This is a genomic window from Pseudomonas fluorescens (genome assembly GCF_002022275.1).
GTDB lineage: Bacteria > Pseudomonadota > Gammaproteobacteria > Pseudomonadales > Pseudomonadaceae > Aquipseudomonas > Aquipseudomonas fluorescens_AJ.
Genome location: NZ_MSDF01000059.1, coordinates 100627 through 119340, shown reverse-complemented (window position 1 = coordinate 119340; position 18714 = coordinate 100627). Strand labels below are relative to the sequence as shown.

The 18714-nt window shown below is 60.2% G+C and carries 15 protein-coding genes; all 15 read right to left on the bottom strand.

Annotated elements, in window-relative coordinates:
- Positions 1-458 precede the first annotated feature (458 nt).
- Positions 459-1922 carry an NADH-quinone oxidoreductase subunit NuoN gene (nuoN, locus tag BFW87_RS29895; RefSeq protein WP_078743309.1) on the bottom strand — a complete coding sequence of 488 codons (1464 nt, stop codon included), beginning with the start codon at positions 1920-1922 and terminating at the stop codon, positions 459-461.
- A 7-nt stretch (positions 1923-1929) separates the two neighbouring features.
- Positions 1930-3462, bottom strand: a complete 1533-nt coding sequence (gene nuoM, locus BFW87_RS29890; RefSeq protein ID WP_078743308.1) for an NADH-quinone oxidoreductase subunit M — start codon at positions 3460-3462, stop codon at positions 1930-1932.
- 49 nt (positions 3463-3511) lie between these two features.
- Positions 3512-5365, bottom strand: coding sequence for an NADH-quinone oxidoreductase subunit L (gene nuoL, locus BFW87_RS29885; protein ID WP_078743307.1), 1854 nt, complete (start codon positions 5363-5365; stop codon positions 3512-3514).
- A complete protein-coding gene (gene nuoK, locus BFW87_RS29880) occupies positions 5362-5670 on the bottom strand; it encodes an NADH-quinone oxidoreductase subunit NuoK (protein WP_003174727.1) in 309 nt (102 codons plus the stop codon). Before nuoK ends, nuoL begins: the two co-directional genes overlap by 4 nt.
- 2 nt (positions 5671-5672) lie before the next feature.
- The gene (gene nuoJ / locus BFW87_RS29875) at positions 5673-6176 is read right to left on the bottom strand and encodes an NADH-quinone oxidoreductase subunit J (protein WP_016974946.1); all 504 of its coding nucleotides are present in this window, start codon (positions 6174-6176) and stop codon (positions 5673-5675) included.
- A 9-nt stretch (positions 6177-6185) separates the two neighbouring features.
- Positions 6186-6734: an NADH-quinone oxidoreductase subunit NuoI gene (nuoI, locus tag BFW87_RS29870; RefSeq protein ID WP_003174725.1), complete on the bottom strand. Its 549-nt coding sequence runs from the start codon at positions 6732-6734 to the stop codon at positions 6186-6188.
- An 11-nt stretch (positions 6735-6745) separates the two neighbouring features.
- The gene (nuoH, locus tag BFW87_RS29865; protein ID WP_078743306.1) at positions 6746-7753 is read right to left on the bottom strand and encodes an NADH-quinone oxidoreductase subunit NuoH; all 1008 of its coding nucleotides are present in this window, start codon (positions 7751-7753) and stop codon (positions 6746-6748) included.
- Entirely contained in the window at positions 7750-10464 is a 2715-nt protein-coding gene (gene nuoG, locus BFW87_RS29860; RefSeq protein ID WP_078743305.1) for an NADH-quinone oxidoreductase subunit NuoG, read from the bottom strand. Before nuoG ends, nuoH begins: the two co-directional genes overlap by 4 nt.
- A 135-nt stretch (positions 10465-10599) precedes the next feature.
- Positions 10600-11955: an NADH-quinone oxidoreductase subunit NuoF gene (gene nuoF / locus BFW87_RS29855; RefSeq protein WP_078743304.1), complete on the bottom strand. Its 1356-nt coding sequence runs from the start codon at positions 11953-11955 to the stop codon at positions 10600-10602.
- Complete coding sequence (gene nuoE, locus BFW87_RS29850) at positions 11952-12449, bottom strand: NADH-quinone oxidoreductase subunit NuoE (RefSeq protein WP_078743303.1); 498 nt, start codon at positions 12447-12449, stop codon at positions 11952-11954. Before nuoE ends, nuoF begins: the two co-directional genes overlap by 4 nt.
- 2 nt (positions 12450-12451) lie before the next feature.
- Positions 12452-14236: an NADH-quinone oxidoreductase subunit C/D gene (gene nuoC / locus BFW87_RS29845; RefSeq protein WP_078743302.1), complete on the bottom strand. Its 1785-nt coding sequence runs from the start codon at positions 14234-14236 to the stop codon at positions 12452-12454.
- Positions 14237-14308: 72 nt separating this feature from the next.
- On the bottom strand, positions 14309-14983 hold the full coding sequence (locus tag BFW87_RS29840) for a NuoB/complex I 20 kDa subunit family protein (RefSeq protein WP_016975544.1): 675 nt from the start codon (positions 14981-14983) through the stop codon (positions 14309-14311).
- 10 nt (positions 14984-14993) lie between these two features.
- Positions 14994-15407: an NADH-quinone oxidoreductase subunit A gene (locus tag BFW87_RS29835; protein ID WP_003219575.1), complete on the bottom strand. Its 414-nt coding sequence runs from the start codon at positions 15405-15407 to the stop codon at positions 14994-14996.
- A 663-nt stretch (positions 15408-16070) separates the two neighbouring features.
- Positions 16071-17396 carry an isocitrate lyase gene (gene aceA, locus BFW87_RS29830; RefSeq protein ID WP_078743301.1) on the bottom strand — a complete coding sequence of 442 codons (1326 nt, stop codon included), beginning with the start codon at positions 17394-17396 and terminating at the stop codon, positions 16071-16073.
- A gap of 481 nt (positions 17397-17877) precedes the next feature.
- Positions 17878-18615: a secretin N-terminal domain-containing protein gene (locus tag BFW87_RS29825; protein WP_078743300.1), complete on the bottom strand. Its 738-nt coding sequence runs from the start codon at positions 18613-18615 to the stop codon at positions 17878-17880.
- Positions 18616-18714: the final 99 nt, after the last annotated feature.

Sequence of the window (18714 nt, the reverse complement as noted above, 5' to 3'; positions counted from 1 at the left end):
CCCACATTTGGATCTCCATTTTGTCTGGGGGAACGCGGTCTGCTCTAGCAAAAACAGCGCTTTGATCCAACCACTCAGGTCGGCTCTCAGGCCGCCGTGCTTTAGATTTTGATCTTGATCTGAGGCGCCCCGTTAACCACGCTGGCCGAACGCAGGCTTGAATCCGTGGGTAACCCGGCAGGACGCCGGGTTAGCCGCGCTGGGCCAAGGATGGCCCATCGCGGCGGCCCACGGATTCAAGCCGGAGTGAGGGCACACCGAGCCTAGGCGAGGTGCCGAGTGTTGGGGCAAGAGCCCTTTGGTTACTTTGGGGCTCTTTTCCAAAGTGACCCGCCGTAAGGGCGGAACCGATATAAGCCATCACCCAAACAACGGATATGTACTCACCAGACCATCTCCCAAGAACGCAAAAACGGCGCCCAAAGGCGCCGTTCTGTCTACTGCATCAGCTTAAGCGATCAAACGCCCAACACCGCGTGCTGCACCAGAGTGAGCAACGGCTGCGGGTAAACACCCAGGAAGAACGCAAGCAGAGCGATGGCCAGCAGCATCACGCCGCCTGCCTTCTGTTCCCAATGCAGCTCGGCATCCACACGGCGCAGGTTTGGCTCGATCAGGTACAGGGTCACCATCACACGCAGGTAGTAGAACACGCCAATGGCACTACCCAGCACCAGGGAGGCGACCAACCACCATTCATGGGCTTCAACACCGGTAGCGACGATGTAGAACTTGCCGATAAAGCCCGCAGTCAGCGGAATACCCGCCAGCGACAGCATCATCACGGTCAGTACGGCAGTCAGGTACGGACGGCGCCAGAACAGGCCGCGATACTCGTACAGGGCGTCGGCGTCACGGCCTTTGAACGGCGAAGACATCAGCGTAATCACGCCGAATGCACCCAGGCTGGTGATCACGTAGGTGACCAGGTACACGCCCATGGCCTCCACGGCCAGGCCTTTGCTCGCCACCAGGGCGATCAGCAGGTAGCCGAAGTGAGCGATGGAGGAGTAACCGAGCAGACGCTTAAGGTTGTTCTGGGTCAGCGCCAGCAGGTTACCGAACAGGATCGACGCAATGGCGATCACGGTCAGCACGGTGCTCAGCACGCCGGTGTTGGCAGCAGGGGAGATCTGGAACAGACGCACCATCACCGCAAACACTGCAACCTTGGACGCGGTCGCCAGGAACGCAGCCACCGGCGCCGGGGCGCCTTCGTATACGTCCGGGGTCCACAAGTGGAACGGCACCAGGGAGAGCTTGAATGCCAGGCCGATCAGCATCATCGCCAGGCCGAGTTGGGCAATCGGCGCAGGCATGTGGGTGGTGGCCAGAGCGTGACCGATACCGGTGAAGCTCAGGCTGCCGGCTTCTGCGTAGAGCAGGGCCATACCAAACAACAGGAACGCGGAACCGGCGGCCGACAGCACCATATATTTGATGCCGGCTTCCAGCGAGCGCTTGTTGAAGAACGCGTAAGCCACCAGGCCGTAGGTCGGGATCGACAGCAGTTCCAGGCCGATGAACAAACCGGCCAGGTGCTGTGCGCTGACCAGCACGATGCCACCGGCCGCAGCCAGCAGGATCAGCAGGTACAACTCTTCCTTGTTGCCCGGGTAGCCGGTGCCGCCTTCGCCGAGGTAAGCGTGGGCGAGGGTGACGCAGGCCAGTGTCGCCACAAGGATCAACGCGATGTACAGCAGCGCGAAGTCATCGATCATCATCAAAGGCGTCACCGCCAGTGGCGCGACCTTGAGGGCCGGAATGATCGACAGCAGGGCCAGGTTCAAACCGGCACAGGACAGCAGGAACGTTTGCGAGTGATTGCGGCGCCAGGCGATTGCCAGCATCACCGCCACAACGGTGAGGCTGGTAATCAGCAGCGGCGCAAGCGCGATAAAGTGTTGGATCGTGAATTCCATAGCGCTCTTACCGGGCCGAAGCGAGTTGAGAGAAGGCGGTGCCGAACCACTGCTGCACGCCATGCATCGTCGCGGCAGAAGTGTCCAGGAACGGTTGCGGGTACACGCCGATGTAGATCAGCAGTACCGCAAGGCCGAGCACCATGATCAGTTCGCGAGCATCCATCCCTTGCAGGACGGTGTCGGACTTGGCCGGGCCGAAGTAGGCGCGGTGGATCATGATCAGCGAGTAAACCGAACCAAACACCAGGCCCGAGGTAGCAATGGCACTGATCCACGGCGTCTGCACAAACGCGCCCATCAGGATCAGGAACTCGCCGATGAAGTTACCGGTGCCCGGCAAGCCCAGCGACGCGGCAGCGAAGAACAGGCTGATGGCGGGCAGGTACGCGATGCGCGACCACACGCCACCCATTTCACGCATGTCACGGGTGTGCAGGCGCTCGTACAGCTGACCACTGAGGATAAACAGCGCGGCGGCCGAAACACCGTGGGCCAACATCTGGATCACTGCGCCTTGCAGCGCCAGCTGGCTGCCGGAGTAGATGCCGATCAGTACGAAGCCCATGTGGGAAACGGACGAGAAGGCAATCAGACGCTTGATGTCGGTTTGTGCGAAGGCCAGGAAAGCACCGTAGAAGATCCCGATCAGACCGAGGGTCATGGCGATCGGCGCGAACTCGGCCGAGGCATTCGGGAACAGCGGCAGGGCGAAACGCAGCAGGCCGTAAGCGGCGGTCTTCAACAGGATACCGGCCAAGTCGACCGAGCCTGCCGTTGGCGCCTGGGCGTGAGCATCCGGCAGCCAGGAGTGGAACGGTACGACCGGCAGCTTCACCGCGAAGGCGATGAAGAAGCCGAGCATCAGGATGTACTCGGTGGTGAGTGACATCTTGGTTTTCAACAGGTCGGCGTAGTTGAAGGTAATCACGCCGGTGTTGTTGAAGTTGACCAGCACCAGACCGACGATCGCCACCAACATGATCAGGCCGGAAGCCTGGGTGAAGATGAAGAACTTGGTCGCCGCGTAAATCCGGGTTTTCTTGCCGTCCGAAGAACTGTGACCCCAGAGCGCGATGAGGAAGTACATCGGCACCAGCATCATTTCCCAGAAGAAGAAGAACATGAACAGGTCCAGCGCAAGGAACACGCCGACAACACCGCCCAGGATCCACATCAGGTTCAGGTGGAAGAAGCCCACGTGACGCTGAATTTCTTTCCAGGAGCAGAGTACCGAGAGGATACCCAGCAGGCCGGTCAGCAGGATCATCAACAGCGACAGGCCGTCGAGGGCCAGGTGCACGTTGATGCCGAAGCGCTGGATCCACACGTGCTTGAACTCAAGCGCGAAGGTGGGATCGGCACCCGGTGCCGGAGCGAATGAATAGTCGCCATGGGCCCACAGCCAGAGGCCGAGCGCGAGTTCCAGGGACATGGTCAGCAACGCAATCCAGCGGGGGAGGGTGGCGCCGAAGCGTTCACCCATCCAGCAGAGCAGGCCGCCGATAAAGGGGATCAGGATTAGCCAGGGCAGAATCATGACAGGCTCGTTTCCTTTCGCAGGTTCGCAAAGTTCAAAAGGTTCATAGTCAGACCGCTACCAAAACGATGGCGCCGATCACCAGCACGGCACCGATGGCCATGGAGGCTGCATACCAACGCAATTGACCGGTTTCGCTGCGGCTCAGGGCGGTGTGACCGGCCTTGGCGGCGCGCGGGATCAAACCGATGGTCTGGTCGAGCGGGTCTTTGCGCAGTACGTGGCTGATGGCCAGGTAAGGCTTGACGAACAGTTTGTCGTAGATCCAGTCGAAGCCCCAGGCAGCGAACCACCAGGCCGACAGGAAGCGGCCGATGCCACTGTTGGCAACGGTCGTCACGAAGCGACGCTTGCCGAGGAACAGCAACGCGGCCAGCAGGATACCGGCGATGGCGATGGCGCCCGAGGCGATTTCCAGGCTGTGCTTGGCGGCGCCACCGGCATGGCCGGCGCTTTCCGGCAGTACACCGGCCAGTGGTGGCGTGATCAGCGCGCCGATGAAGGTCGACAGCACGATCAGTACCGACAGCGGCAACCAGTGGGAAATGCCGTGGCCTGCGTGTGCTTCGGTCTTGGCTTCACCGTGGAACGTGATGAAGATCAGGCGGAAGGTGTACAGCGAGGTCATGAACGCACCGACCAGGCCTGCGTACAGCAGGTTCTGGTTACCGCTGGCGAAAGCTTCCCAGAGGATTTCGTCTTTCGAATAGAAACCTGCGGTCACCAGCGGCAGGGCAGCCAGCGCGGCACCACCGACGATGAAGCTGGCGTAGGCCAACGGCAATTTCTTCCACAGGCCGCCCATCTTGAAGATGTTCTGCTCGTGGTGGCAGGCAACGATCACCGCACCGGAAGCGAGGAACAGCAGGGCCTTGAAGAAGGCGTGGGTCATCAGGTGGAAGATCGCCGCGTCCCAGGCACCAACGCCGAGGGCCAGGAACATGTAGCCGATCTGGCTCATGGTCGAGTAGGCGAGGATACGCTTGATGTCGGTCTGCACCAGCGCGGCGAAGCCGGCCAGTACGAGTGTCACGCCACCGACCAGTCCTACAAGATGCAGGATTTCCGGCGCCAGGGTGAACAGGCCGTGGGTACGCGCGATCAGGTAGACACCGGCAGTAACCATGGTTGCGGCGTGGATCAGTGCGGAAACCGGGGTAGGACCGGCCATCGCATCTGCCAGCCAGGTTTGCAGTGGCAGTTGCGCGGATTTACCGACAGCGCCACCCAGCAGCATCAGGGTCGCCAGGGTGATCCAGAAGTCGCCGACCTGGAATTTCTGCGGCGCCAGCACCAGCAGTTCCTGGATATTCAGCGTGCCCACCTGTTGGAACAGGATGAACAGGCCGATGGCCATGAACACGTCGCCGATGCGGGTCACGATGAAGGCTTTAAGGGCTGCGTTACCGTTGTTGCGGTTGCTGTAGTAGAAACCGATCAACAGGTACGAGCACAGGCCCACGCCTTCCCAGCCGAAGTACAGGAACAACAGGTTATCGCCGAGTACCAGGAACAGCATGCTGGCGATAAACAGGTTGGTGTAGGCGAAGAAGCGCGAGTAACCGGCCTCACCGCGCATGTACCAGGACGCGAACAGGTGGATCAGGAAGCCCACACCCACCACCACGCCGAGCATGGTGATCGACAGGCCGTCGACGTAGAGGGCGAAGTTGGGCTTGAAGCCCTCCACCGACATCCACTGCCACAGCACCAGGGTGTAGTGGCCGCCTTCCGGCGGTGCCACGTTGAATTGCCAGATGACGTAGGCGGCCACGATGGCCGACAGGCCAATGGAACCCACGCCCACCAGGGCGGAGAGGTTTTCAGACCAGCGTCCACGGGAGAACGACAGCAGCAGGAAACCGATCAGGGGGAATACAAACGTCAGAAAGATCATGTTCATCCGCGCATCTCACTGGCAGCGTCGATATCAAGCGTGTGGAAGCGACGATACAGTTGCAGCAGGATCGCCAGGCCAATACTGGCCTCGGCGGCTGCCAGGCTGATCACCAGGATGAACATGACTTGTCCATCCGGCTGGCCCCAACGTGCACCCGCAACGATAAACGCCAGTGCGGCGGCGTTCATCATGATTTCCAGGCTCATCAACACGAACAGAATGTTACGGCGAACCATCAGGCCGACCAGGCCAAGGCAGAACAGGATGCCGGCGACCGCCAGACCATGCTCCAAAGGGATAGCAGGCATCGTCATTGCTCCTTGGCTTCGTTGCGGCCCAAGTGGAAGGCGGTGATGGCTGCAGCGAGCAGCAGCATCGAAGCCAGTTCGACCACCAGCAGGTACGGGCCGAACAGGCTGATGCCTACGGCCTTCGCGTCTACGGTGGTGTGGCCGATGGCCTGGCCGCTCTGGTGAGCGAACAGCACATACAGCAGTTCACCCAGCAGCAGGGCTGCCAGGATCACCGGGCCGAGCCAGATGCCGGGCTTGAGCCAGACGCGTTCCTGGGCGACCGAAGCCGGCCCGAGGTTGAGCATCATCACCACAAACACGAACAGCACCATGATGGCGCCGGCGTAGGCGATCACTTCCAGCACACCGGCGAATGGAGCGCCGAGTGCGAAAAAGGTCATGGCCACGGCGATCAACGAAATGATCAGGTAGAGCAGGGCGTGCACAGGATTGGTGTTGGTGATCACGCGAAGCGTGGACACCACTGCAATACCGGACGCGAAATAGAAAGCGAATTCCATCTTTCTTCCTTAAGGCAGCAAGCTCTTCACGTTGATCGGCTCGGCTTCGTTTTGTGCGGCGCCTTTCGGCTTACCGGCAACGGCCATACCTGCAACACGATAGAAGTTGTAATCAGGGTTTTTACCGGGACCAGAGATCAGCAGATCTTCTTTCTCGTACACCAGGTCCTGACGTTTGAACTCGGCCATCTCGAAATCCGGTGTCAGCTGGATTGCGGTGGTCGGGCAAGCTTCCTCGCAGAGGCCGCAGAAAATGCAGCGCGAGAAGTTGATGCGGAAGAAGTCCGGGTACCAGCGACCGTCTTCGGTTTCAGCTTTCTGCAGGGAGATGCAACCCACCGGGCACGCCACGGCGCACAGGTTGCAGGCTACGCAACGCTCTTCGCCATCGGGGTCGCGGGTCAATACGATGCGGCCGCGATAGCGCGGCGGCAGGTACACCGCTTCTTCCGGGTATTGCAGGGTGTCGCGTTTGCGAAAGCCGTGACCGAACACCATCACCAGGCTTCGCAACTGGGTACCGGTACCCTTAACGATGTCGCCAATATATTTGAACATGGGTCAAATCCTCACTGAACCGCGGCCGCTGGCGTGTTCAACAACACAACGGCAGCAGTCACCAGCAAATTGATCAGGGTCAGCGGCAGGCAGAATCTCCAGCTGAAATCCATCACCTGGTCATAGCGCGGGCGCGGAATAGAGGCGCGCAGCAGGATGAACAGCATGATGAAGAACGCCGTCTTCAAGAAGAACCAGAAGAACGCCAGTTGCGGCAGGATGTTGAACGGGCCGTGCCAGCCGCCGAAGAACAGCGTGACCAGCAGAGCCGAGATCAAGATGATGCCGATGTATTCGCCAACGAAGAACATGCCCCATTTCATGCCGGCGTATTCAATGTGGTAACCGTCAGCCAGTTCCTGTTCCGCTTCCGGTTGGTCGAACGGGTGACGGTGAGTCACGGCGACGCCAGCGATGAAGAAGGTACAGAAGCCGAAGAACTGCGGAATGATGAACCACAGGTTCTGCGCCTGGTACTCGACGATGTCGCGCATGTTGAACGAGCCGACCTGCACCACGATGCCCATCAGCGCGAGGCCCATGAACACTTCATAGGACACGGTCTGGGCCGAAGCCCGCAAGCTGCCCAAGAGGGCGAACTTGTTGTTGCTCGACCAACCGGCGAACAGCACCGCGTAGACCGACAAACCGGCCATGGCGAAGAAGAACAGCAAGCCGATGTTCAGGTCCGCCACGCCCCAGGTCGGGGTGATCGGGATGACCGCAAAGGCGATCAGCAAGGCGCTCATGGCCACGACCGGTGCCAGGGTGAAGATCACCTTGTCGGCAAACGGCGGGGTCCAGTCTTCCTTGAAGAACATTTTCAGCATGTCGGCAGCGATCTGGAACATGCCGAACGGGCCAACGCGGTTCGGACCGTAACGGTCCTGCCACCAGCCCAGCAGGCGACGTTCGACGAAGCTGAGCAGGGCGCCCGCAACGACCACGGCCAACAGGATCACGATGGCCTTGACGACCGAGATGATCACGTCGATCACTTCAGGGGTGAACCAGGTCATTGCGCTGCCTCCTGCAGACCGTCAACGGTTTTGCCAAAGATGGCCGCTGGAATACCGGCGATGCCTTTAGGCAGTGCGACCAGGCCTGCACCCAATTCATCGTTGATGCGCAGCGGCAGGCGCAGGGTCTGGCCGGCCACGGTCAGGCTGAGCAGGGCACCGTCGTTGACGCCCAGGCGATCAGCTTCGGACTTGGCCACAGACACGTAGGCGGCCGGGATGCGTTCTTGCACCGGCGCGGCTTTGGAAGAAGTCTCTTCGCTGCCGAACAGGTGGAAGAACGGCACAACCTGCCAGGTACCCTGAGCCGGGTTGAACGGACGCGGTACGGCGGCGAACCAGTTCAGCGAATCACCAGTGCTTTCGATCAGGCGGGTGCCCGGGTCGCCAGCGCGGATATGACCACCGACTTCGTCCTGGAACTTGTTCCAGGCTTGCGGCGAGTTCCAGCCCGGCGACCAGGCAAACGGCACCTGTTGACGTGGCTCGACCGAACCCGAGTAACCTTCCATGGAGAAGGCGAACGCGGTGTCAGGGTCTTGCGGCGTACGCGGTTCGTGCACGCTGATATCGGCGCGCATGGCGGTACGACCGGAGTAACGCAGCGGCTCACGGGCGAGTTTCATGCCCTTGATGCGGAACGAGGCGGACGGTGCGGCGTCGACGATGCGTGCCAGCTGCGGCGCGCTGGCAGCGGCGGCTGCGGTCACGTGGTCGAGCTGGGTCCAGTCGATCGGCTGGTTCAGCAGGGTCGCGCGCAGGGCATGCAGCCAGCGCCAGCCTTCGTGAACCAGGATGCTGGCGTCCATGTACTTCGGATCGAACACCTGGAAGAAGCGCTGGGCGCGGCCTTCCTGGCTGACCAGGGTACCGTCGCCTTCGGCGAAGGTGGCGGCCGGCAGCACCAGGTGGGCACGCTCGCTGGTGGCAGTTTTCTGGTGGTCGGCAACGATCAGGACCTTGGCAGCGTCCAGTGCCGCGTCAACCTTGGCGGCATCGGTGCGGGTGTAAAGGTCGTTTTCCAGTACCACGATCGCGTCGGCGTTGCCGTCGATCACGGCTTGCAGGGCAGCGTCCAGGGACTCGCCACCGAGCATGGCCAGGCCGAGGCTGTTGGCTTCCGGCACGACCAGGCTGATGGAACCGTTCTTGTCACGCAGCTTCAAGGCTTTGGCGATGTTGGCAGCGGCTTCGATCAGCGCTTTGGAACCCAGTGAGGTACCGGCGATGATCAATGGGCGCTTGGCGGCCAGCAGGGCGTCGGCGATACGTTGGGCCAATTCAACGGCTTCAGTGTCCAGGCCTTCGACGGCAGGGGCGCTGGCGTCGAGGGCGTGAGCCACGGCGAAACCGATGCGGGCCAGGTCGTCCGGTGCTGCGTGGACGCATTCTTCGGCGATGTCGTCGAGCTTGGTTTCAGCCAGGCTGGCGATAAACAGTGGGTTCAGCGCGTGCTGGCCGATGTTTTTCACCGCGGCGTCGAGCCAGGGCTGGACGCGCATGGCGTCGGCCATGTCTTCAGCCTTGCCTTTGACCGATTGACGCAGCGACAGCGCGATACGCGCGGCGGTCTGGGTCAGGTCTTCACCGAGCACGAAGATGGCATCGTGGTCTTCGATGTCGCGCATGTTCGGCACCGGCAGCGGGCTGTCGTTCAGCACTTGCAGGACCAGACGGATGCGCTCCAGCTCAGCGGCTTCGATACCGGAGTAGAAGTGCTCGGCGCCAACCAGCTCGCGCAACGCGTAGTTGCTTTCGAGGCTGGCGCGTGGCGAACCGATACCGACAATGTTGCGGCCGCGCAGCAGGTCGGCGGCTTTATCCAGTGCGTCGTCCAGGCTCAGCTTAGCGCCACCGGCCAGCAATGGCTGGCGCGGGCGGTCTTCGCCGTTGACGTAGCCATAGCCGAAACGGCCACGGTCGCACAGGAAGTACTGGTTGACCGAACCGTTGAAGCGGTTTTCGATGCGACGCAGCTCGCCGTAACGCTCGCCCGGCGAGATGTTGCAACCGCTGGAGCAGCCATGGCAGATGCTCGGCGAGAACTGCATGTCCCACTTACGGTTGTAGCGCTCGGAGTGCGTCTTGTCGGTGAACACACCGGTCGGGCAGACCTCGGTGAGGTTGCCGGAGAATTCGCTTTCGAGCACGCCGTCTTCAACGCGACCGAAGTACACGTTGTCGTGGGCGCCGAAGACGCCCAGGTCGGTGCCGCCGGCGTAGTCTTTATAGAAGCGCACGCAGCGATAGCAGGCGATGCAGCGGTTCATTTCGTGGGAAATGAACGGGCCCAGTTGCTGGTTCTGGTGGGTACGCTTGGTGAAGCGATAACGGCGCTCGTTGTGGCCGGTCATCACCGTCATGTCTTGCAGGTGGCAGTGACCGCCTTCCTCACAGACCGGGCAGTCGTGGGGGTGGTTGGTCATCAGCCATTCAACGACACTGGCGCGGAACGCCTTGGATTCTTCATCTTCGATGGAGATCCAGGTGTTGTCGGTGGCTGGGGTCATGCACGACATGACGATACGACCACGGGTGTCGTTCTCGTCGGTGTATTGCTTGACCGCACACTGGCGACAGGCACCGACGCTACCAAGCGCGGGGTGCCAGCAGAAATACGGGATGTCGAGGCCTAGTGAGAGACATGCCTGTAACAGGTTGTCTGCCCCATCGACTTCGAGCGCTTTGCCGTCTACGTGGATAGTGGCCATGGTTCAAAGTTCTTCGTTGGCCCGTTGTCAGCGGGCGTGGCTAATGGAATCTTGTTATTCATGGGCGTCAACACAGCCTTTACGGCGTCAACCCATGACAAGGCGAAGGGCACGGACCCTTCACCTGTTAAAGCGTTACGCGCCGACTACGATCGGCCTTGCCAGAGGCGGGACGGCGGCGCTTTTAGGCGCGATGCCGGCTTCGAACTCCGAGCGGAAGTATTTGATGGCGCTGCCCAATGGCTCCACGGCGCCCGGTGCGTGAGCACAGAAGGTCTTGCCCGGGCCGAGGAAACCGACGAGACCCAACAGGGTCTCGATGTCACCTGGCTGGCCTTCACCTTTCTCGATCGCCATCAAGAGCTTCACGCTCCATGGCAAACCGTCACGGCATGGGGTGCAGAAGCCGCAGGATTCACGGGAGAAGAACTGTTCCATGTTGCGCAGCAACGAGACCATGTTCACGGTGTTGTCCACCGCCATCGCAAGACCCGTACCCATACGCGTGCCGACCTTGCCGATGCCGCCGGCATACATTTGTGCGTCGAGGTGCTCGGGCAACAGGAAACCGGTACCGGCGCCGCCTGGCTGCCAGGCTTTCAAGGTGTAGCCGTCGCGCATGCCGCCGGCGTAGTCCTCGAACAACTCACGTGCGGTCACGCCGAATGGCAGTTCCCACAGGCCCGGGTTCTTGACCTTGCCGGAGAAGCCCATGAGCTTGGTGCCCATGTCTTCGCTGCCTTCGCGGGCCAACGATTTGTACCAGTCCACGCCGTCGGCGATGATCGCCGGCACGTTGCACAGGGTTTCAACGTTGTTCACGCACGTCGGCTTGCCCCACACGCCCACGGCGGCAGGGAAGGGCGGCTTGGAACGCGGGTTGGCGCGGCGGCCTTCGAGGGAGTTGATCAGTGCGGTTTCTTCACCGCAGATGTAACGCCCGGCGCCGGTGTGCACGAACAGTTCGAAGTCAAAGCCCGAACCGAGGATGTTCTTGCCCAGCAGGCCCGCCGCCTTGGCTTCTTCGACGGCACGGTTGAGGTGCTTGGCGGCGGTGGTGTACTCGCCACGCAGGAAGATGTAGCCACGGTAGGTTTTCAGCGCGCGGGCGCTGATCAGCATGCCTTCGATCAGCAGATGGGGCAGTTGCTCCATCAGCATGCGGTCTTTCCATGTGTTCGGCTCCATCTCATCCGCGTTGCACAGCAGGTAACGGATGTTGATGGATTCGTCTTTGGGCATCAGGCCCCACTTCACGCCCGTGGGGAAGCCTGCACCGCCGCGACCTTTCAAGCCTGCGTCTTTTACGGTCTGGACGATGTCGTCCTGAGCCATGTCGGCGAAGGCTTTGCGCGCAGCGGCGTAACCGTTCTTGGCCTGGTACTCGTCGAGCCATACGGCCTCGCCGTCGTCACGCAGACGCCAGGTCAGCGGATGAGTCTCGGCCGAACGCTTGATCAGGTTGGCCGGGCCGAAAGATGTAAGGGTCATGGGTAGCCCTCAAGCAATTGGGTGACGCCAGCAGGCTGCACGTCACCGAATGTGTCGTCGTCGATCATCAACGCCGGCGCCTTGTCGCAGTTGCCCAGGCAGCACACCGGCAGCAGCGTGAAGCGGCCGTCCGGGGTGGTTTGGCCCAGGCCAATGCCCAGCTTGCTCTGGATCTCGCTGACCACGGATTCGTGGCCACCGATGTAGCAGACCATGCTGTCGCACACGCGAATGATGTGGCGGCCGACCGGCTGACGGAAGATCTGGCTGTAGAACGTGGCCACCCCTTCAACGTCGCTCGCCGGAATGCCGAGCAGTTCGCCGATGGCGTAGAGGGCGCCGTCCGGCACCCAGCCACGTTCCTTCTGGACGATCTTCAAGGCTTCGATCGACGCCGCGCGCGGGTCTTCGTAGTGATGCAGCTCGTGCTCGATGGCCGAGCGCTCGGTTTCACTCAAGGTGAAACGGTCTGTCTGGATAAGCGTGCTATTCATGCTTAGCGGTCCACGTCGGCCATAACGAAATCGATACTACCCAGGTACGCAATCAAGTCCGCGACCATCTCGCCTTTGATCACCGAAGGGATCTGCTGCAAGTGCGGGAAGCTTGGAGTACGAATCCGGGTGCGGTAGCTCATGGTGCCGCCATCGCTCGTCAGGTAATAACTGTTGATACCCTTGGTCGCTTCAATCATCTGGAAGGATTCGTTGGCCGGCATCACCGGGCCCCACGAAACTTGCAGGAAGTGCGTGATCAGGGTTTCGATGTGCTGCAGCGTGCGCTCTTTCGGCGGCGGCGTGGTCAGCGGGTGATCCGCCTTGTACGGGCCAGCCGGCATGTTGCGCATGCACTGCTCAATGATCTTCAGGCTCTGGCGCATTTCTTCGACGCGCACGATGCAACGGTCGTAAGCATCGCCATTCGCGGCCAGCGGCACTTCGAATTCGAAGTTCTCGTAGCCGGAGTACGGGCGCGCTTTACGCAGGTCGAAATCGCAGCCAGTCGAACGCAGGCCTGCACCGGTGACGCCCCATTCCAGGGCCTCTTTGGTGTTGTAGGCAGCGACGCCGATGGTACGGCCTTTGAGGATGCTGTTATCCAGCGCAGCCTTTTGGTACTCGTCCAGACGCTTGGGCATCCAGTCGATGAATTCCTTGACCAGACGCTCCCAGCCATTCGGCAGGTCGTGCGCTACGCCGCCAATGCGGTACCAGGCCGGGTGCAGGCGGAAACCGGTGATGGCTTCGATCACCTTGTAGGCGCGCTGACGGTCGGTGAAGGTGAAGAACACCGGGGTCATTGCGCCGACGTCCTGGATGTAAGTACCCAGGAACAGCAGGTGGCTGGTGATGCGGAAGAACTCGGCCATCATGATGCGGATGGTGTCGACGCGGTCCGGCACCTTGATGCCGGCCAGCTTCTCGACTGAGAGCACGTACGGCAGGTTGTTCATCACGCCGCCGAGGTAGTCGATACGGTCGGTGTACGGAATGAAGCTGTGCCACGACTGACGCTCGGCCATCTTCTCGGCACCACGGTGGTGGTAACCGATGTCCGGCACGCAGTCGACGATTTCTTCACCGTCCAGTTGCAGGATGATACGGAAGGCACCGTGAGCCGAAGGGTGGTTCGGGCCCAGGTTGAGGAACATGTAGTCCTCGTTGGTGCCGGAGCGTTTCATGCCCCAGTCTTCCGGACGGAAGCGTGCAGCTTCCTCTTCAAGCTGTTGCTTGGCGAGGTTGAGGCTGAACGGATCGAATTCGGTGGCGCGCGCAGGGAAGTCCTTGCGCAGCGGGTGACCTTCCCAGGTCGGCGGCATCATGATGCGCGTCAGGTGCGGGTGGCCCGGGAAATCGATCCCGAACATGTCCCAGACTTCACGCTCGTACCAGCTGGCGTTCGGCCAGATACCGGTCACGGTCGGCACGCTCAGGTCGCTCTCGGAGAGGGCGACCTTGATCATCACGTCGCTGTTACGTTCCAGCGACATCAGGTGGTAGAACACGGTGAAGTCGGCGCCGCTCGGCAGGCCTTGACGCTTGGTGCGCAGACGCTCATCCACGCCATGCAGGTCATAGAGCATGACGTACGGCTTGGGCAGGTTGCGCAGGAAGCTCAGGACTTCGACGAGCCGGGCACGCGCCACCCACAGCACCGGCATACCGGTACGTGTGGCCTGGGCGGTGAAGGCGTCAGGGCCAAAACGGTTATTGAGTTCGACAACCACATCCTGGTCGTCTGCCTTATAAGGCGGGATGTACAGAGCACTGCCTGTAGTCATGGTTTTTTATCGCTTTCGGTCAACGTAAAGAATGAAGCCAGGTTTTCGTTCTATAAAAGAAGCGGGGCTGGATCAGACTTCGTCGGGGCTGCGCAGGTTGGTGACTGCGATTCGCTGTTCGCGGCGCTCTTCCTTTTGCGAAGGCATCTCGGCGCGGTATACGCCTTGATCGCCGACGACCCAGGAAAGCGGACGACGCTCCTTGCCGATCGATTCCTGCAACAGCATCAAGCCTTGCAGAAATGCTTCAGGGCGAGGCGGGCAGCCAGGCACGTAGACGTCCACGGGCAGGAACTTGTCCACCCCTTGAACGACGGAGTAGATGTCGTACATGCCACCGGAGTTGGCGCACGAACCCATGGAAATAACCCACTTCGGTTCGAGCATTTGCTCGTAGAGACGCTGAATGATCGGCGCCATCTTGATGAAGCAGGTTCCGGCGATAACCATGAAATCCGCCTGACGCGGTGATGCCCGGATAACTTCGGCGCCAAAGCGCGCGATGTCGTGGGGCGCCGTGAAGGCGGTGGTCATTTCCACGTAGCAGCACGAAAGACCGAAGTTGTACGGCCACAGGGAGTTTTTACGCCCCCAGTTGACCGCGCCACTCAGCACGTCTTCGAGCTTGCCCATGTAGATGTTTTTGTGGACTTGATCTTCTAACGGATCGGAAACGGTTTCGCGTTCGCCGATAGGGTACTGATCGTTAGGAGCATCCGGGTCGATCCTGGTGAGATTGTATTGCATCGCCAAAGCCTCATTGTTTCAGCTTCGCTTGCCGCTTACGACGAGCTTCCGGAGCCCAGTCAAGGGCGCCCACTCGGAATAGGTAGACAAGGCCTGCCAACAGAATTGCTATGAAAACGAGAGCTTCGACGAATCCGGTCCAGCCGCTTTCGCGGACGGACACAGACCAGGCAAAGAGAAAAAGGGCTTCGATATCGAAGATCACGAAGAGCATCGCGACCAGATAGAATTTGGCTGAGAGCCGCAATCGGGCGCCACCTGTAGGCAGCATGCCGGACTCGAACGGTTCATTTTTGCTGCGGCCCCAGGCTTTTGACCCGAGGAGGCTGGAGACACCGAGCATGAAGGCGCAGAGGCCGACAACACCGAGGAGGAAAATGGCAAAGCCCCAGTTGTGGGCCATGAGTCCTGTCGCTTCGGTCATGCTGGAAATCCTTAACAGAGAGCAAAGGTCTCTGAGCTCGAAAAAGTAACGATGCAGTGACGATATGTCGCACTGCAATCAATCGCGGTGATTTTATGGCTAAACACCGGGCAAGTAAAATTCCTATAGCGAAATTATTCGATGGAATAAGCACATAGTGCACCTTCTTGGGGCTGTAGGCCTTGCGGGGCGGGGATTAGCGGGCATTTGATCAATTCTGTTTTGTTTGAGCGGTAAAGAAGTTTTCATGCGCTAAATGATAATGAATATTGTTTGCGCGGGGTTTAAGCGAATGTTTCTCGTGTGGCGGGGAAAGTTGTTGTTACTTGCTTGATTGCGGCTTAGTTGCTGGAGCGGATCTTTTAACCGATTTGATCCGGCCAGATACCGCTCTGGATCAATGTTTTGCACAAAATCTTCCGATTGCATGCATTCCCCTTGTGGGAGCGGGCTTGCTCGCGAAGGCGGTGGGTCAGTTAGCGCATCAGTGACTGAACCACCGCTTTCGCGAGCAAGCCCGCTCCCACATTTTGATCTTCATTGTGTCAGGGCGGTCTTTCCTTGGCGCAAAAAAAACGCCCCGAACAAGTCGGGGCGTGATCTTTGTGCGGCACTGCAGTTAGGTCTTCCGTGGGGCCGCAGTGGCCGTGTACTCGTTGCTACTTAGTGAAACTGCTCTTCTTCAGTCGAGCCTTTCAGTGCAGTCACCGACGAAGACCCGCCCTGAATCACGGTAGTCATGTCGTCAAAGTAGCCAGTGCCCACTTCCTGCTGGTGCGCCACGAAGGTGTAACCCTTGGAAGCATCAGCAAACTCCTGCTCCTGCAGCTTCACGTAAGCGGTCATGTCGTTGCGGGCGTAGTCGTGCGCCAGGTTGAACATGCTGTGCCACATGTTGTGAATGCCGGCCAGGGTGATGAACTGGTGCTTGTAACCCATGGCAGACAATTCACGCTGGAACTTGGCGATGGTCGCGTCGTCCAGGTTCTTCTTCCAGTTGAAGGAAGGCGAGCAGTTGTAGGACAGCAGTTGGTCCGGGTATTCCTTCTTGATCGCTTCAGCAAAGCGACGCGCTTCGTCCAGGTCCGGCTTGGCGGTTTCGCACCAGATCAGGTCGGCGTACGGCGCGTAGGCCAGGCCACGGGCGATGGCTTGATCCAGGCCCGCACGTACCTTGTAGAAGCCTTCCTGAGTACGTTCGCCAGTCACGAACGGCTGGTCGTATGGGTCGCAATCCGAGGTCAGCAAGTCAGCTGCGTTGGCATCGGTACGCGCCAGGATGATGGTCGGCGTGCCGGCAACGTCAGCGGCCAGGCGGGCAGCGGTCAGCTTTTGTACGGCTTCCTGGGTTGGCACCAGCACCTTGCCGCCCATGTGGCCGCATTTCTTCACCGACGCCAGTTGGTCTTCGAAGTGCACGCCGGCAGCGCCTGCCTCGATCATGCTCTTCATCAGCTCGTAGGCGTTCAGTACGCCGCCGAAACCGGCTTCAGCGTCAGCCACGATTGGCGCGAAGTAGTCGATATAGCCTTCATCGCCCGGACCTTTACCGGCTTTCCACTGGATCTGGTCGGCACGGCGGAACGAGTTGTTGATGCGCTTGACCACGGTCGGAACCGAGTCCACCGGGTACAGCGATTGGTCGGGGTACATGGATTCAGCGGAGTTGTTGTCCGCTGCCACTTGCCAGCCGGACAGGTAAATCGCCTGGATACCGGCTTTTACCTGTTGCACTGCCTGGCCGCCAGTAAGGGCGCCCATGCAGTTGACGAAATCTTTGTCGGGACGGAAGGAAGGCTTGGCACCTTGAGTGACCAGGTTCCACAGCTTCTCGGCGCCGAGTTTTGCAAAGGTGTGCTCAGGTTGAACCGAGCCACGCAGGCGGACGACGTCAGCAGCGGAATAAGCGCGGGTCACGCCTTTCCAGCGTGGGTTTTCAGCCCAGTCTTTTTCAAGGGCTGCAATTTGCTGTTCGCGTGTCAGTGCCATGGAGATAAACCTCGTCGCGTTTAGAAGATCCGTTTTCCAGCCGTGCATTCAATGCGTGGGCAGGGCTGCTCGCTGACCAGAAGCTTAGGCGGTCATGTCGGGTTTGGCGGGGAATGCGACGGGATGAACGATTGGCGCGAGAGGGGAGCAGGTAAAAGGCAGACCAAGAACAGTCTTCAGGCGTCGTGGGCCCTTGGGTGTTCAGCAGCGTGTAGCCGGGTTACCTGGTTAGCTTCCGTCCCTCGGGACAACTTCGTTCCAGTCGCAACCTCGTCAAACACACCTTGTGGGCGGTACAGACACGAATCGGCTCAGGTGGGTAGCTTAGAGCGGCGATCCGAAGGCCCTTGCCAGGGCCCCTGATTAGCGGGAGCGAGGCCATCATGCCCATGGTTTTTTCGATCGTCAAACGTTTTGTAGTGCTTTTTTCAAAGCACTACATCTTTAGTCTAATACGACTCGCCAGTCAGTTTTTGGTGCTTCAGTTCAGAGTGTCGACCTTGACCCGTAAAGTCAGGTCATCACGGCCCTGAGTAGAGTAGCTGCGGGTTGTAGAGGATTTGTCGGCTTGGGTCTCGCGATTGATGCCGGCTAGAGGAATCCATTCGCCCAGGCGTCCGCTGACGGTTGTGTCGGTACTCTGAACGTTCACTACATCGGGACGTTCCTGGCTCATGCGGTCACGGTTGGTACTGATCGCCAGGTGCACGGTCTCGCCGGTGACGCTGGCGGTGACGTAAAAGCCCTGGGTGACGTTGCGATACTGGGTCTGGTTTTGCAGGCGCCCATAACTGTCTTGCTGCGTGGTGGTCAGCGGCACGCTCTGGCCGACCTGGATCAGTGCCGGCACGCCTTCGCTGGCCTGGATCTGCTGAACGCCGCCGTCACGGCTGGTTGTGCCGTAGCTGATGATGCGCGTTTGGCTGTCGCCGGTGTTTTGCTGGTTGTTTTCATTGGTGTCTACGGTGATCAGCAGGCGCTTGGCGGGCGTGTCCAGTTGAGACAGCAGGGCGCGCAGGTCCTGGATCTTGCCGGGGTCGGCGTTGACAATGAGCTGGTTGCCGTAGGCGCTGACGGTGCCGTCCTTGCCGATAAAATTCTGGGCGACAGGCAGCAAATCGGCGCTGGTGCGGTTGCTCAGGTTGACGACTTCGGTGTCGGCGATCGCCGAGGCGCTGGCGGTCAGGAGGAGGGCGGTGAGCAGGGTGCGTAGGGACATGTCCGTTATCTCTGCGAGTCATTTAGCGTGATAGTGCCAGTTTGTCGGCCTGGCGGGTCGCAAGTTTAGTAAGGATCAAGCCAGCAGAGTGGGGGGGCT

Excerpts from the sequence above, each read along its gene's own strand:
- nuoN (WP_078743309.1), bottom strand. The coding sequence starts at position 1,922 with ATGGAATTCACGATCCAACACTTTATCGCGCTTGCGCCGCTGCTGATT.
- nuoM (WP_078743308.1), bottom strand. The coding sequence starts at position 3,462 with ATGATTCTGCCCTGGCTAATCCTGATCCCCTTTATCGGCGGCCTGCTC.
- nuoL (WP_078743307.1), bottom strand. The coding sequence starts at position 5,365 with ATGAACATGATCTTTCTGACGTTTGTATTCCCCCTGATCGGTTTCCTG.
- nuoK (WP_003174727.1), bottom strand. The coding sequence starts at position 5,670 with ATGCCTGCTATCCCTTTGGAGCATGGTCTGGCGGTCGCCGGCATCCTG.
- nuoJ (WP_016974946.1), bottom strand. The coding sequence starts at position 6,176 with ATGGAATTCGCTTTCTATTTCGCGTCCGGTATTGCAGTGGTGTCCACG.
- nuoI (WP_003174725.1), bottom strand. The coding sequence starts at position 6,734 with ATGTTCAAATATATTGGCGACATCGTTAAGGGTACCGGTACCCAGTTG.
- nuoH (WP_078743306.1), bottom strand. The coding sequence starts at position 7,753 with ATGACCTGGTTCACCCCTGAAGTGATCGACGTGATCATCTCGGTCGTC.
- nuoG (WP_078743305.1), bottom strand. The coding sequence starts at position 10,464 with ATGGCCACTATCCACGTAGACGGCAAAGCGCTCGAAGTCGATGGGGCA.
- nuoF (WP_078743304.1), bottom strand. The coding sequence starts at position 11,955 with ATGACCCTTACATCTTTCGGCCCGGCCAACCTGATCAAGCGTTCGGCC.
- nuoE (WP_078743303.1), bottom strand. The coding sequence starts at position 12,449 with ATGAATAGCACGCTTATCCAGACAGACCGTTTCACCTTGAGTGAAACC.
- nuoC (WP_078743302.1), bottom strand. The coding sequence starts at position 14,236 with ATGACTACAGGCAGTGCTCTGTACATCCCGCCTTATAAGGCAGACGAC.
- BFW87_RS29840 (WP_016975544.1), bottom strand. The coding sequence starts at position 14,983 with ATGCAATACAATCTCACCAGGATCGACCCGGATGCTCCTAACGATCAG.
- BFW87_RS29835 (WP_003219575.1), bottom strand. The coding sequence starts at position 15,407 with ATGACCGAAGCGACAGGACTCATGGCCCACAACTGGGGCTTTGCCATT.
- aceA (WP_078743301.1), bottom strand. The coding sequence starts at position 17,396 with ATGGCACTGACACGCGAACAGCAAATTGCAGCCCTTGAAAAAGACTGG.
- BFW87_RS29825 (WP_078743300.1), bottom strand. The coding sequence starts at position 18,615 with ATGTCCCTACGCACCCTGCTCACCGCCCTCCTCCTGACCGCCAGCGCC.